This is a genomic window from Rahnella sp. BIGb0603 (assembly GCF_024808755.1).
Classification (GTDB): Bacteria; Pseudomonadota; Gammaproteobacteria; order Enterobacterales; family Enterobacteriaceae; genus Rahnella; species Rahnella contaminans.
On the sequence record NZ_JANUEX010000004.1, the window covers coordinates 59384 to 73943 of the forward strand.

At 53.2% G+C, this 14560-nt stretch carries 11 protein-coding genes; 1 reads left to right on the forward strand and 10 read right to left on the reverse strand.

Features of this window, described 5'->3' with window-relative positions; genetic code table 11:
- Positions 1 to 268: 268 nt before the first annotated feature.
- Positions 269 to 1507: a phosphoglycerate dehydrogenase gene (gene serA, locus M2403_RS11655; protein WP_165059167.1), complete on the reverse strand. Its 1239-nt coding sequence runs from the start codon at positions 1505 to 1507 to the stop codon at positions 269 to 271.
- Positions 1508 to 1847: 340 nt separating this feature from the next.
- The gene (gene rpiA / locus M2403_RS11660) at positions 1848 to 2510 is read right to left on the reverse strand and encodes a ribose-5-phosphate isomerase RpiA (RefSeq protein WP_152327761.1); all 663 of its coding nucleotides are present in this window, start codon (positions 2508 to 2510) and stop codon (positions 1848 to 1850) included.
- A 215-nt stretch (positions 2511 to 2725) separates the two neighbouring features.
- On the opposite strand from rpiA, the gene M2403_RS11665 reads away from it, so the two are divergent.
- Entirely contained in the window at positions 2726 to 3628 is a 903-nt protein-coding gene (locus tag M2403_RS11665) for a LysR family transcriptional regulator ArgP (protein WP_101075345.1), read from the forward strand.
- A gap of 62 nt (positions 3629 to 3690) precedes the next feature.
- Here M2403_RS11665 and M2403_RS11670 read toward each other — a convergent pair whose 3' ends face one another.
- The 8 genes from M2403_RS11670 to pgk all read right to left on the reverse strand — a co-directional run bounded on the left by M2403_RS11670 (position 3691) and on the right by pgk (position 14510).
- Complete coding sequence (locus M2403_RS11670) at positions 3691 to 4431, reverse strand: oxidative stress defense protein (RefSeq protein WP_193333203.1); 741 nt, start codon at positions 4429 to 4431, stop codon at positions 3691 to 3693.
- Positions 4432 to 4553: 122 nt separating this feature from the next.
- A complete protein-coding gene (argO, locus tag M2403_RS11675; RefSeq protein WP_152327759.1) occupies positions 4554 to 5171 on the reverse strand; it encodes an arginine exporter ArgO in 618 nt (205 codons plus the stop codon).
- Positions 5172 to 5341: 170 nt separating this feature from the next.
- On the reverse strand, positions 5342 to 6223 hold the full coding sequence (gene mscS / locus M2403_RS11680) for a small-conductance mechanosensitive channel MscS (protein ID WP_152327758.1): 882 nt from the start codon (positions 6221 to 6223) through the stop codon (positions 5342 to 5344).
- Between the two features lie 135 nt (positions 6224 to 6358).
- The gene (locus tag M2403_RS11685) at positions 6359 to 7627 is read right to left on the reverse strand and encodes an MFS transporter (RefSeq protein ID WP_259229246.1); all 1269 of its coding nucleotides are present in this window, start codon (positions 7625 to 7627) and stop codon (positions 6359 to 6361) included.
- Positions 7628 to 7687: 60 nt separating this feature from the next.
- Positions 7688 to 10786: a beta-galactosidase gene (locus M2403_RS11690; RefSeq protein ID WP_165059163.1), complete on the reverse strand. Its 3099-nt coding sequence runs from the start codon at positions 10784 to 10786 to the stop codon at positions 7688 to 7690.
- 134 nt (positions 10787 to 10920) lie between these two features.
- Positions 10921 to 12003, reverse strand: coding sequence for a LacI family DNA-binding transcriptional regulator (locus M2403_RS11695; RefSeq protein WP_259229247.1), 1083 nt, complete (start codon positions 12001 to 12003; stop codon positions 10921 to 10923).
- Positions 12004 to 12137: 134 nt separating this feature from the next.
- Positions 12138 to 13217: a class II fructose-bisphosphate aldolase gene (gene fbaA, locus M2403_RS11700; RefSeq protein ID WP_165059161.1), complete on the reverse strand. Its 1080-nt coding sequence runs from the start codon at positions 13215 to 13217 to the stop codon at positions 12138 to 12140.
- Positions 13218 to 13346: 129 nt separating this feature from the next.
- Positions 13347 to 14510, reverse strand: a complete 1164-nt coding sequence (gene pgk / locus M2403_RS11705; RefSeq protein WP_165059159.1) for a phosphoglycerate kinase — start codon at positions 14508 to 14510, stop codon at positions 13347 to 13349.
- Positions 14511 to 14560 lie beyond the last annotated feature (50 nt).

Genomic DNA, 14560 nt, shown 5'->3' on the forward strand with positions numbered 1-14560 from the left:
TCTCCAGTTTTTATCCTGAGGTACTGTGGATGATGCTGCGCCGCTTCCAGTTCGAAATCACCCTGTCTTCACTGATCCTCTGTGGTCTGGTCAGCCTGTTCTTTTACTTCTGACATTTTCGTGAAGTGCCCTGAGATGGCGCCCGTCATCGGCTCAACGCCTTGAGCAATCTGGCAAACGACTCATCCGGTAAGATCTTCCCGTCTGCGGGAAATAGCATAAAAAAACCGCCTTTCGGCGGTTTATAATCTGTTACTGCGCAGATCTCTCAATAAAGCAAGCGCGCACGGATCGTGCCCGGAATCGCTTTCATCAGTTGCAGCGCGGTGTTCAACGTTGTGACATCCGTTTCAGCATCGATAACCACATAACCGACTTCCGGGCTGGTTTGCAGATACTGTGCTGCAATGTTGATCCCCTGCTCCGCGAAAATCTGGTTGATGCTGGTCAGCACACCCGGACGGTTTTCGTGGATATGCAGCAAACGGCTGGCTTTCTCGGTATGCGCTGGCAAAGAGGCTTCCGGGAAGTTAACCGCGGACAAAGTCGAACCGTTGTCAGAGTATTTCGCCAGTTTGCCCGCCACTTCCAGGCCTATGCCTTCCTGCGCTTCCATGGTAGAACCGCCGATGTGTGGCGTCAGCAGCACGTTGTCGAATTCACACAGCGGAGAATTGAACGGATCGCTGTTGGTCGCCGGTTCTTCCGGGAAGACGTCGATAGCTGCACCGGACAGATGTTTGCTGCGCAGCGCATTGCACAGGGCAGGAATGTCGATCACCGTGCCGCGTGAGGCGTTGATCAGCAATGCGCCCTGTTTGATTTGTGCCAGTTGCACTTCGGAAATCATGTTTTTGGTGCCTGGCGTTTCTGGAACGTGCAGGGTCACGACGTCGCTGGTGCTGAGCAGTTCTTCCAGAGTCGCAATCGGCTGCGCATTACCCAGCGGCAATTTGCTTTCGATGTCGTAATAGAAGACGCGCATCCCCAGGCTTTCCGCCAGAATACCTAACTGTGTACCGATGTGGCCGTAGCCGACAATACCCAGACGTTTACCACGCGCTTCAAAAGAGCCGACGGCCAGTTTGTTCCAGATCCCGCGGTGCGCTTTGGCGTTGGCCTCAGGAATACCGCGCATCATCAGCAACATCTCGCCCAGCACCATTTCGGCGACGGAACGGGTATTAGAGAACGGTGCGTTAAAGACCGGAATACCACGACGGGTTGCCGCTTTCAGGTCAACCTGATTGGTACCGATACAGAAACACCCTACAGCCACCAGTTTTTCTGCTGCCTGGAACACTTCTTCGGTCAGCTGAGTACGCGATCGGAGTCCAACAAAGTGCGCATCACGGATCGATTCTTTCAGCGATTCCGTATCTAAAGCACCTTTGTGAAATTCAATATTGGTGTAACCCGCGGCACGGAGTGTATCAACCGCACTTTGGTGGACGCCTTCCACTAACAAAAATTTAATCTTGTCTTTCTCAAGTGATACTTTTGCCATTTCCCGACCCTATATTTTTTCTGGCTGAATTCGAACTGCTAGGTGACTGCTCACAGTCAACATAACAAAAAATACGCCATCATCAATACAAACGATTGCCTGCCAGACAGCAGAAGGCTCACCGCGCCTGTTGGTTTTCAGCATTTCCTGCTGGTTAGATTTTACAAAGCAAGACGTTCAGGAGGCGATAGTGAGAAATGTGACATAAGTCACCAAATTAAGGCTTTTGAAGAAAAGATGATTCATTCAGAAAATTATCATCTTCATAACATTGTGTTATGACAGGGGGATGACTGGCTGCTTTCAGCAAAAGCAGCCAGATCTTCTGCTTATTGATAGGTTACTTCAGCGTGACAGTTTTTACGCCTTCAGAAGTGCCTACCAGCGCAACGTCGGCGCCACGGTTGGCGAACAGCCCTACCGTCACCACGCCCGCAATTCCGTTGATCTTATTTTCCATCGCGACGGCATCCAGAATGCTCAGATTATGGACGTCGAGAATGATATTGCCGTTGTCAGTCAGAACGTTCTGGCGGTATTCCGGCAGACCACCGAGTTTCACCAGTTCACGCGCAACGTAAGAACGCGCCATCGGGATGACTTCTACCGGCAGCGGGAATTTACCCAGCACATCGACTTGCTTAGACGCGTCCACAATACAGACGAATTTTTTGGCGATCGCGGCAATGATTTTTTCGCGGGTCAGCGCAGCGCCGCCGCCTTTGATCATCTGCATGAAGCCGTTGATTTCATCCGCGCCGTCAACGTAAACGTCCAGCGAGTCCACTTCGTTGCTGTCGAAAACGTGAATGCCTAAGCTTTTCAGTTTTGCCGTTGAAGCGTCAGAGCTGGAAACGGCGCCCTCGATCTGACCTTTGATCGAACCCAGTGCATCGATGAAATGGGCGGCGGTGGATCCGGTTCCGACACCGACGATGGTGCCCGGAGTCACGTAATCCAGTGCGGCCCAGCCGACTGCTTTTTTCAATTCTTCCTGCGTCATAATGGCTTCTCTGTCTGATAACGTAAGTGGCGTGAATACGGAAAAGTGTCGGTGATTATAAAGCATGTGCCGGCAGATTGGGCAGACAAGAGCGTGACCAGATCACACTTATTAAGTGCAATTGGGTTGTAAGCGCCCCGATTTTCCTCACCACAAAACCTGACAATCTGTGGCATAGTGTTCGGATAAAATTAAATCCAAGGGACAGAACTCCGATGAAACGCCCGGACTATAGAACGCTACAGGCACTGGACGCGGTGATCCGTGAGCGCGGTTTTGAGCGCGCCGCACAAAAGCTTTGCATCACCCAATCGGCGGTCTCTCAGCGCATTAAACAACTGGAAAATTTGTTCGGCCAGCCTCTGCTGGTGCGTACCGTGCCGCCTCGTCCGACGGAACAGGGGCAGAAATTACTGGCCCTGTTACATCAGGTGGAACTGCTGGAAGAAGAGTGGCTCGGCAGTGACAGTAACAGCGACAGTAACGATACGCCGCTGCTGCTTTCGCTGGCGGTTAACGCCGACAGCCTGGCAACCTGGCTGTTACCGGCGCTGAAATCCGTGCTGGTCGATTCACCTATCCGCCTGAATTTGCAGGTTGAAGATGAAACCCGGACGCAGGAACGTCTGCGCCGCGGTGAAGTGGTCGGCGCGGTGAGTATTCAACCGCAGCCGCTTCCGAGCTGTCTGGTCGATCAACTTGGCGCGCTGGATTACCTGTTTGTCGCTTCCAAGCCGTTTGCCGATCGGTATTTCCCGAACGGCGTCACCCGTTCCGCGCTGCTGAAAGCGCCGGCGGTTGCGTTTGATCATCTCGACGATATGCACCAGGCATTCCTTCAACAGAACTTCGATTTGTCACCGGGCAGCGTGCCGTGTCATATCGTTAACTCGTCGGAAGCCTTTGTGCAGCTGGCACGTCAGGGCACGACCTGTTGTATGATCCCGCATCTGCAAATCGAGAAAGAGCTGGAAAGCGGCGAGCTTATCGACCTGACGCCCGGCCTGTTCCAGCGCCGGATGCTGTACTGGCACCGCTTTGCGCCGGAAAGCCGCATGATGCGTAAAGTCACCGATGCCCTGCTGGCACACGGACACCAGGTGTTGCGTCAGGACTGATTTAGCGCCGCAGAAAACAAAAAACCCGCCGGAGCGGGTTTTTCATTATTACGGCGTCATATTTACTGAGCTGGTGCGGGTGCCTGCGGCTGCAGTTCGAACACCACATCGACCTGATCATCAAAGTGAATGCTTTGCTGTTCGTAGGTTTCAGCGGCATCATTTTGCGTGGGTGCGGCGGCGGCTTTAAACATGCGCGCAACCGGCATTGGCTGGTAGTTGGCGACGTGATAACGAATGCTGTAAACCGGCCCCAGTTTGGTGTGGAAGCCCTCTGCCAAAGATTTCGCCTGCTGTGTGGCGTTATCAATGGCTTTCTGGCGCGCTTCGTCACGGAAACGATCAGGATTTGCCACACCCAGTTCGATAGAACGGATTTCATTCAGGCCGGATTTTAATGCACCATCCAGCAAATCGTTCAGTTTATCCAGCTGACGCAATGTCACCTGAACCTGCCGCACCGCACGGTAGCCTTTCAGCTCTGAACTGCCGTCTTTCAGGTAATTATATTCCGGCTGTGTGCTGAGATTCGCGGCATTGATGTCTTTCTTTTCAATTCCGTTTTTCTGCAGGAAACCAAAATATTCCGCCACACGATCGTCGGCTTGTTTCTTGGCGCTCGCGGAATCTTTTGCCGATACGCTCACTTCAATGGCCAGCGTCGCGATATCCGGTGTGGCGTCAACGCTTGCCGTACCTGATGTCACCACGTGCGGGCCGGCAGGAACTTCTGCCGCGTGCAACGCTAAAGGTAAAGTCCCTAATCCCAACATCGCTGCTACAGCCAATGCTTTCAGTTTCACAGTGCCTCCATTAATCATCAAAGATCTGGCAATAGTTAATTCAATCAATCCGCAAAACCGTAGCATAAACCGTTACAACTGAAACTAAGATTAGTGACAAAAACCTGTTTTCGGGTAAAAACTCAAAATACGCCGGTCTGACGCGCCAGTTGTACGGCAATCCCCCACATAATTACGCCAACAATAAAGTTGATGACGCGCTGCACTTTCCCGGTGTTTAACCAGGGCGCGAGTAATGCCGCGAGAATGGCCAGCCCGAAGAACCACAGCACAGAAGCACTGACCGCGCCGAGCGCAAACCACGAACGTTCGTCGTGGCTCAGGCTTCCGCCCAGACTACCCAATACGACGAACGTATCGAGATAAACGTGAGGGTTGAGCCAGGTCACCGCCAGCATGCTGACGACAATCTTCCAGCGGCTTTGCTTCGCCACTTCCGCCTGTGCCAGTTCAGGATTTTTGCTGAATGCCGTGCGAAACGCGCCCCAGCCATACCACAGCAGAAATGCCACGCCGCCCCAACTTACCAGCGCTAATAACAGCGGCGATTTGCTCAGCAGCGCGCTGCCGCCAAATATCCCGCCGCAAATCAGCACGATATCGCTCAGCGCGCATAAAGACGCAATCATCAGATGATACTGGCGGCGAATGCCCTGATTCATCACAAACGCATTCTGCGGTCCGAGGGGTAAAATCATTGCGGCGCTCATCGCCAGTCCTTGCAGGAAAATAGCCAGCACGTGAATATCCTTAAAGAGTTAATAACAGAGATTGCGCGCAGTGTAAGGGCTTTGGTGTCATTAGAGGAAATGGATATTTCTAATCGGTCATTAGCCTGACTTATTTGTGAGGAGCCCATTTTTCAGACACAAAAAAGGCGCCCGCAGGCGCCCTTTGAGAAGCCGCGACTTTATTCCGCAGGCTGTACGTTTTTATCCACAACGACAGGGGCCGCCGGATACAAATGAACGTCCATTTGCGGATACGCAATATTGATATTGTTTTTATCCAGCGCACGTTTGAACGATTCCAGCAGATCCCATTTCACGTTCTGCGCATCACCGTTGCTGGTCCATGCGTACACGATGAAATTCAGGGTAGAAGCGGCCATTTCATTCAGACGTACGGTGACGCCTTTATCCTGTAACACACGCTGATCGGCAGTGATGATCTCGGTGAGGATCGATTTGACCAGATCAATGTCAGAGTCATAACCCACGCCGATGGTCATATCGATACGGCTTGTCGGTTCGCGTGAATTGTTGATGATGTTACCGGCAATAATTTTACCGTTTGGTACGACGATGATTTTGTTGTCCGGCGTACGCAGAGTGGTTGAGAAAATCTGTACGTGCGTCACCGTACCGGCTACGCCGCCGAGATCCACATATTCACCGGCACGGAACGGACGGAAAATAACCAACAACACGCCAGCCGCGAAGTTAGACAGCGAGCCCTGTAACGCCAGACCGACGGCCAGACCGGCGGCACCGATAACCGCAATCACCGACGTGGTTTGCACCCCGATGCGTCCGAGAACCGCAATCAGCGTGAAGGCGATAATCGCGTAACGCACCATAGCGGAAAGGAAATCAGAAACCGTGATATCAATACCACGAACTTTCAGAACACGGCTGACACCGCCGGAAACGACGCGGGCGATTATCAGACCGACGATCAGAATGAAAATAGCCGCCACAATGTTCACAGCATAATGCAGAAGTAAGGCCTGGTTTCTCACCAACCAGTTGCCAGCATTATTAATGCTGCCTACAACGTTCAAATCATCCATTTAAAGTACCCCAAAATTACACCCTGTCGGGCTGCAAGAAACCAAAGCTGCCCGACGATGCGGGCAGCAAGTGTGCTTTAAGGTTAACTAACAATGCGATGAAGTGCCAACCGCCCGTTGAGAAAGGCTATCAGATTAGGAATTTACGCGGCTGTTCTTAAGCGTTTCAGGCGTTTTGAAAGCCTGTAACGGCCCTCTTCCGCTCAGCGTGAAGGCCGAAATCACGGTGAACGTCAGCGCCACTAATCCCAGGATCAGGTACGTGCCGTGGAAACCGATACGGTCATACATATTCCCGGCGAAGACGGACATAAACATGATCGCCACCTGTTTGAAGAAGCAGAACGTCACCAGATAAATCGTCGCGGAGAAGCGCACTTCAAACACTGAAGTGATGTATTTGAAGCAGCCGACAATCAGGAACGGCACCTCAAACATGTGCAGCGTTTTGAGCACCACGACTTCCAGCGGCGATGAGGCAAACGACGAGCCGATGATGCGAATCGACATAATCGTTCCGGCCAGCAGCAGCGCATTTTTCCCGCCAATGCGGTTCACGATAAGCGGTGCGAAGAACATGATGCAGGCGTTCAGCAACTCGCCCATGGTGGTGACATAGCCGAAAACGCGTGTGCCTTCGGACGACGAATCAAAGAACGAAGTAAAGAAGTTGGCGAACTGCTGGTCGAAGACGTCGTACGTGCAGGACACGCCGATCACGTAAATCGCCAGGAACCAGAGTTTGCGGTCTTTGAGCAGCTCAAGGGCAATCTTCAGGTTGAACGGTTTGGTGTTCGCGCCCAGTTCATTAACTACGCGCGCGGTAGGCGTAACTTCAGGTTTGGCGATCAGCAAGAGGATTGCCAGAATGACCGCACAGCCGGAACCGAGCCAGAAAACAAATTCGTTGTTGATGGTGAACATGATGCCGACCACCGACGCACACAGCGCCCAGCCGACACAACCGAACATCCGCGCACGGCCAAATTCAAAGCTGCTGCGGCGGCTGACTTTTTCGATATACGCTTCAATCGCAGGCGCACCGGCGTTGTAAATCAGGCCGAGATAAATCCCGCCGACCACCGAACCGAGATAGATATTAATTTTCAGCAGCGGGCCGAACACGTAAATAAAGAATGGTGCGAAGAGAACCAGCATACCGGTGATCACCCAGAGCAAATGCTTTTTCAGCCCCAGTTTATCGGCCAGTAAACCAAACACCGGCTGAAAAAGCAGGGAGAACAGCGAAATGCTGGCAAATATTATTCCGGTGTCACTTTTACTGATCTGATTGATGTCGTGCAGCCAGATCGGGAAGAACGGGAAATATGCACCCATGATGAAAAAATAGAAGAAGAAGAACAGCCCGAACATCCAAAAGTTAGTATTTTTCAGGTAATACATACGCAGTTTCCTTACGTCTGAATATTTCGCCGCCGGAGATGAACCCGGCGGCACAGGCTGTCAGGCACGTTTCCAGGTGAATGAATAATGATACTGGCCGGCAGTCAGCAGGAAATCAGGGCTGACGCTCGGGCTCCACGAATCATCACCACCGACGCCCATATGGAAACCGTCGATGTTCAGCCAGGTGCCCTCTTCTTCACGCAAAAGGTGACGATGACTGGTTTCCATCAGCTGTTGCAGGCTGAAGCGGCTCAGGCCAAAGTGGAAATTACCCTGCAACGTCCAACCGGCGTATTCCAGTTCACGCGTCCCACCGCGCAAACCGTTTTCGGTCGGGAAAACGTACGGCGTATACAGATCGCCGAGTGGCAATGTCCAGCGCCCGTGCTGCGCGGCCAGACGACGATCCGGATAGTTTTCATGCGGTCCCAGCCCCAGCCAGCGGACGTTTTCCGCGATATCTGCCAGCTGACAGGTCAGGCCGATGCGCCCCGGCGACGGCACGTTCGCCGCCACACTGACGTCGGCGCTGATATGCAACTCACCCTGATTATCGATGCGGAAAATTTTGCGGCTCAGCAAACGCACTTCCTCACCCGCCATAAATGCATGCGTGGTAGTAATCACCACGCCATCCTGCAACTGATCGGCGGAAATATTCAGCAGACGCGATTCCAGCTGATACATTCCGGCGGCTTTCCAGCGCTCCACCCACGCATTCGGATCGATTCTGGTGACTTCGCTGACGCCTATATCGTTATCCACCGGCGCACGGACAAACTGGTCGCGCAGTGCAGAGAGCAGGCGCGGCGTTTTGTCATCAAACCACTGTTCCAGTAGTCCGGTTTGCTGACTGAACTGCCAGCGTTGCGCGCCGTGGACTACAGAAATCATATCGCCCTGCCGATCCAGAACCGGCGCGCTGGTGGAGGTTTTCTCCTGCACCGGCAGGCTGAGCGGTTGCGGCAGCTGCCATTGATCCCAGGCGCTGCGGTGCCCCGCTTCGGACCACGCGGTTGCCTGCGGCTGGTGTATCGCGACGTTCAGCCACAAATCGCCTTCTGCCTGAGGGATATCACCCAGATCCAACACTTGTTTGCCGTCAGGCGCGATGTTCAGTACCGTTTCGCCCTGTGAAATGACTTCGCCGTCACGCTCGATACGCCAGACCAGCTGTTCGTTATCACTTTGGCGGAACAGATACTCGCTCTGAATTTCAATCGTCAGCGGTGAGGTGCCGGTGAGCGAGAACTGGAAGAATTGCTGCGCACGCTGCGCTTCAAACAGCGACGGATGCGGCGTGCGGTCGGCAAATACCAGTCCGTTCATGCAGAACTGACGATCGTTTGGCGTATCGCCAAAATCACCGCCGTAGGCCATATAACGTTCGCCGTCTGCGCCGGTGCGCAGCAGACTTTGATCGACCCAGTCCCAGACGAAACCGCCCTGTAAACGCGGGAACTGGCGGAAGGCTTTCCAGTATTTATCGAAACCGCCGAAGCTGTTGCCCATGGCATGGGCGTATTCGCAGAGGATCAGCGGACGCGTTTCGTCCGGCATACTGATCCACTTTTTAATCGACCATTTGGGTACCGCCGGGAATGGCTGATCCTGCTCAACGCGGGAATACATCGGGCAAATGATGTCGGTCGCCGCGCTGTTGGCACCGCCGCCTTCATACTGCACCGGACGCGTCGGATCGACAGATTTTATCCAGCGGTACAGCGCGTCGTGATTCGCACCGTGGCCGGATTCATTGCCCAGCGACCAGATGATGATGCAGGGATGGTTGCGGTCACGCTGAACCATGCGGGTGACGCGCTCGCTGAAGGCGTTGAACCACACCGGATCGTCTGAAAGACGATTCATCGGCTGCATACCGTGGGTTTCGATATTGGCTTCATCGACCACATACAGGCCGTATTCATCGCAAAGTGTGTACCACAGCGGATGATTCGGATAATGCGAGCAGCGCACGGCGTTAAAGTTGTGCTGTTTCATCAGCACAATGTCACGGCGCATGGTGACTTCATCCATCACCTGACCATTTTCAGGATGATGTTCGTGACGGTTAGTACCGCGGATCAGAACCGGCCGTCCGTTGACTTTCAGCAGCCCGTTGCTGATTTCCACCTGACGGAAACCGACGTCGCAGGCTTCAGCTTCGATAAGCTCACCCTGCGGAGAAATCAGGGAAACCACCGCGCGATAAAGAGCGGGCTGTTCGGCACTCCATAGTGCAGGATGGCTGACCGGCAGACGCAGCGTGGTGCGATCATATGCCGCCCCGCGTTCATCAATGATTTCACTGCCAAGCGCCTGCTGATGTTCTGCGACCTGCTTATCGCCCTGCCACAACTGAACGCGCACCTGATAATCAGCCGCGCTTTCCTGAGGTACCGCCGCGCTGACCTGCACTTCCAGTTCAGCCTGCGTAAAACCGTGGAACAGATGCGTGCGCACCTGGTAATCCGTGATCTGCTCCCGGGGTTTATGCAGCAATGTGACATCGCGGAAGATGCCACTCATGCGCCACATATCCTGATCTTCCAGATAGCTGCCGTCGCTCCAGCGCAGAACCATCACTGCCAGACGGTTTTCACCGGCATGTAGAACATCACTGAGATCGAACTCCGCCGGTAAACGGCTGTCCTGCGAGTAACCGATCCACTGGCCGTTGCACCACAGATAAAACGCCGAACTGACGCCGTTAAACACGATGCGGGTCTGTCCGCTGCTCAGCCAGTCATTATCCACAGAAACTGTGAGCGAGTAACAACCTGTAGGATTTTCTGCGGGCACAAACGGCGGATTAACCGGGATGGGATACTGAACGTTGGTGTAAATCGGCGCATCATAACCTGCAAGCTGCCAGTTAGATGGCACCTGCACCTTGTCTGCATCCGCGAGGTCACCTTCCAGCCATTGTTCGGGCACGGCTTCTGGCCGGTTAAAATAGCTGAATTTCCATTCCCCGCTCAGGGAAACAATATTAGGGGAACCTTGATTTCGTCTGGCTTCTTCACTTTCCCGCCAGCTGTTAAAAGGCGGGTGCGCCGCAAGACGGTTATATTGCGTTGATGATGGTTTTTCCCAGTCACGGCGCCCCAGAACGGTGGCCAGTGACGACAGTTTTTCATCCGCTGATAATGTCATAATAATCCCCATGCAAATTGTTATGCGCTCACAATAATATAAACATGCGTAAAGGGAGCAATTAAGTAAAGCAAGGGAGTGCGGGAAAGGGACGCGGATCACAGATCCCGCGCCGGAGAAGCAAAAAAAGTAAATCAGCGCGGGCTGAGCTGGCGGGCGATGCGGAGAAGTTCCTGCGACAGTGCTTCCTGAGAAACGGCAGATTCACCGGGTTTCGACGTTGTGTGGCGTTCCACCAGAGAGGTCGGCAATAACAGCGACGATTGCTGCTTATCGCCATGATGATGCAGATGGTCAACCAGCCGCTTGACGCTCTCGTGGCCGAGCAGACGGAAATCTTGCTTGATGGTAGTCAGCGGCGGGAAGAAAAACGCGCTGTCTTCGGTATCGTCATAGCCGATCACCGAAATCTGTTCCGGTACGCGCAGGCCAAATTCATGCACCGCACGTAACACACCGAGCGCCATCTGATCATTGGCAATCAGGATCGCCGTAGGCCGCACCGGCTGGTTGAGCAGTAATAATGCCTGCTGATAGCCGGAAGCCGCGCTCCAGTCACCGTGCTGTATGGCACAGGGCGTAATCTGGTGCTTTGCCAGCGTACTCAGCCAGCCTTCGTAACGCAGCCGCGCAGAGATGGATTCCAGCGGGCCGGTCAGCACCGCAATTTTCTGATGCCCCAGCGCCAGAAGGTGTTCAACGCCCTGCTCTGCCCCGCAATGCGGATCGAACAGAATTTTAAAGACGTCAGCCTGCGGATCGACATCCAGAAACAGCACCGGTAAATCACCGCAAAGCTGTGCAATGACGCCCGCATCATCGTTTGACAGCGGCACGTTAATCAGCACGCCATCGACGCGCTGAGACATCAGCTCATTCACCGCCGTGCGGCAGGCAGAAAGGCTCAGGTTATCAATCATCGAAATAACAACGTTAAAACCTAACTGATTGGCGCGGGTTTTCATTGCAGAAGCAATTTGGGACGGCGCATCAAGGGCGAGTTCGGTAGTCGCCAGCCCCAGCGTATAACTTTGTTTCCCGGCCAGCTGCTGGGCAACGCGATTCGGCACGTAGTTTAAAGCCGCCATGGCCTGCTCAACTTTATCCCGCGTTTTTGCCGAGACGTGCGCCGCCTGATTCAGCACACGCGATACAGTCTGATAAGAAACGCCCGCCTGACGCGCGACGTCATCGAGGGTGACAGATTTTGGCTTCATGGCTCTCTCTTTGGGGTGCGGCCGCAAATACGTAACAGGCTATTGTGTCTGGAAAACAGGCAATAAAAAAGGGGCCGAAGCCCCTTTGACGATTATCCTCACATTCCGGTGGTCAAGCACCGGAAGGGTAAGAATTACAATACGTCGATTGCATTCAGTTCTTTGAATGCCAGTTCCAGGCGAGTCACCATGGAGGACTGTGCAGCACGCAGCCAAACGCGCGGGTCATAGAATTTCTTGTTAGGTTTGTCCGCGCCTTCCGGGTTACCCAACTGACCTTGCAGGTAAGCTTCGTTTTTCTTGTAGAACTGGAGGATACCGTCCCAGTTAGCCCACTGGGTGTCGGTGTCGATGTTCATTTTGATAACACCGTAGCCTACAGATTCTTTGATTTCAGCTGCAGTAGAACCGGAACCGCCGTGGAATACGAAGTTCAGGCTGTTGTGTGGCAGGTTGTGTTTTTTGCACACGTATTCCTGAGAATCACGCAGGATCGTTGGAGTCAGTTTAACGTTACCTGGTTTGTAAACACCGTGTACGTTACCGAATGACGCAGCGATAGTGAAACGCGGGCTGATAGCGTTCAGTTTTTCGTATGCGTAATCAACGTCTTGTGGCTGAGTGTACAGTGCAGATGCGTCCATATGGCTGTTGTCCACGCCATCTTCTTCACCGCCGGTGCAACCCAGTTCGATTTCCAGAGTCATGTCGATTTTTGCCATGCGAGCTAAGTACTTGCTGCAAATTTCGATGTTTTCTTCCAGAGACTCTTCAGACAGGTCGATCATATGGGAAGAGAACAGTGGCTTACCGGTTTTCGCGTAGTGAGCTTCACCCGCGTCCAGCAGACCGTCGATCCATGGCAGCAGTTTTTTCGCACAGTGGTCGGTGTGCAGGATAACGGGCACGCCGTAATGTTCTGCCATCTGGTGTACGTGATGTGCGCCAGAGATTGCACCCAGGATTGCCGCGCCTTGTGGCACGTCAGTTTTCAGGCCTTTACCCGCGATGAACGCAGCGCCACCGTTAGAGAACTGAACGATAACCGGTGAACGGACTTTCGCAGCAGCTTCGAGAACGGCGTTGATAGAGTCGGTGCCTACGCAGTTAACCGCTGGCAGAGCAAATTTGTTTTCTTTAGCAATAGCGAAAACTTTCTGTACATCATCACCAGTGATAACGCCTGGTTTTACGAAATCAAAAATTTTAGACATAGTTCTTTGTCCTGTATTCGTCGGCCGTAGATGGATTGAATCGGTTTGCTATGTCGCGCGAGTTCCACTGTGCAGCCCCTCGCGCGGCAAAGAAGAACAGGAAGCCGCTGGCTCCCCGCTCAGGGTTCATTACTTCTTAGCACGCTCTTCCAGCATCACAACCGCTGGCAGTGCTTTCCCTTCAACGAATTCCAGGAATGCGCCACCGCCAGTGGAGATATAGGAAATTTTGTCAGCGATACCGAACAGGTCGATAGCCGCCAGAGTGTCGCCGCCGCCTGCGATAGAGAATGCATCGCTGTCAGCAATAGCCTGCGCCACAATTTCGGTCCCTTTACGGAAGTTAGGGAACTCGAACACGCCTACAGGACCATTCCACAGAATGGTTTTAGCGTTTTTAATGATCTCAGCCAGGCGGTATGCAGACTCATCGCCCATGTCGAGAATTTGTTCGTCATCTTTGATGTCTTTTACAGACTTCACCGTCGCGGTAGCCGTTTCGGAGAACTCAGTCGCCACGCGAACATCGGTAGGAACAGGAATGTCGCAGGTTTCCAGCAATTTGCTTGCGGTACCGACCAGATCTGCTTCGTACAGGGATTTACCGACGTTGTTGCCTTGAGCAGCGACGAAGGTATTCGCGATACCGCCACCAACGATCAGCTGGTCAGCGATTTTGGACAGGGAATCCAGAACGGTCAGTTTGGTAGAAACTTTAGAACCGCCAACGATAGCCACCATCGGACGAGCCGGGTTACCCAGCGCTTTACCCAGTGCTTCCAGTTCTGCAGACAGCAGCGGACCGGCACAGGCGATTGGCGCAAATTTACCCACACCGTGAGTAGAAGCTTGTGCGCGGTGCGCAGTACCGAAGGCGTCCATCACATAGATGTCACACAGGGCAGCATATTTTTTGGACAGGGCTTCGTCGTCTTTCTTTTCGCCTTTGTTGAAGCGAACGTTTTCCAGAACAACCAGCTCGCCTTCTGCAACTTCAACGCCATCAAGGTAATCTTTCGCCAGACGCACTGGAGATTTCAGATGTTCTTTCAGGTAGTTAACAACCGGCAGCAGAGAAAACTCTTCGTTATATTCGCCTTCAGTCGGACGACCCAGATGCGAGGTAACCATCACGCGTGCGCCTTGTTTCAGGGCAATTTCGATGGTTGGCAAAGAAGCGCGGATACGTGCATCTGACGTTACTTTGCCATCTTTAACTGGCACGTTCAGATCGGCACGGATCAGTACGCGTTTACCCGCTAAATCCAGATCGCTCATCTTAATAACAGACATGGTGAATCCTCTCGTTGATTCTCTTTAAAGTTGCTTGAAGGCAATTTCGG

Bases quoted from the DNA above. Each gene is read 5' to 3' on its own strand.
- serA (WP_165059167.1), bottom strand. From the start codon at position 1,507: ATGGCAAAAGTATCACTTGAGAAAGACAAGATTAAATTTTTGTTAGTG.
- rpiA (WP_152327761.1), bottom strand. From the start codon at position 2,510: ATGACGCAGGAAGAATTGAAAAAAGCAGTCGGCTGGGCCGCACTGGAT.
- M2403_RS11665 (WP_101075345.1), top strand. From the start codon at position 2,726: ATGAAACGCCCGGACTATAGAACGCTACAGGCACTGGACGCGGTGATC.
- mscS (WP_152327758.1), bottom strand. From the start codon at position 6,223: ATGGATGATTTGAACGTTGTAGGCAGCATTAATAATGCTGGCAACTGG.
- M2403_RS11685 (WP_259229246.1), bottom strand. From the start codon at position 7,627: ATGTATTACCTGAAAAATACTAACTTTTGGATGTTCGGGCTGTTCTTC.
- M2403_RS11690 (WP_165059163.1), bottom strand. From the start codon at position 10,786: ATGACATTATCAGCGGATGAAAAACTGTCGTCACTGGCCACCGTTCTG.
- M2403_RS11695 (WP_259229247.1), bottom strand. From the start codon at position 12,003: ATGAAGCCAAAATCTGTCACCCTCGATGACGTCGCGCGTCAGGCGGGC.
- fbaA (WP_165059161.1), bottom strand. From the start codon at position 13,217: ATGTCTAAAATTTTTGATTTCGTAAAACCAGGCGTTATCACTGGTGAT.
- pgk (WP_165059159.1), bottom strand. From the start codon at position 14,510: ATGTCTGTTATTAAGATGAGCGATCTGGATTTAGCGGGTAAACGCGTA.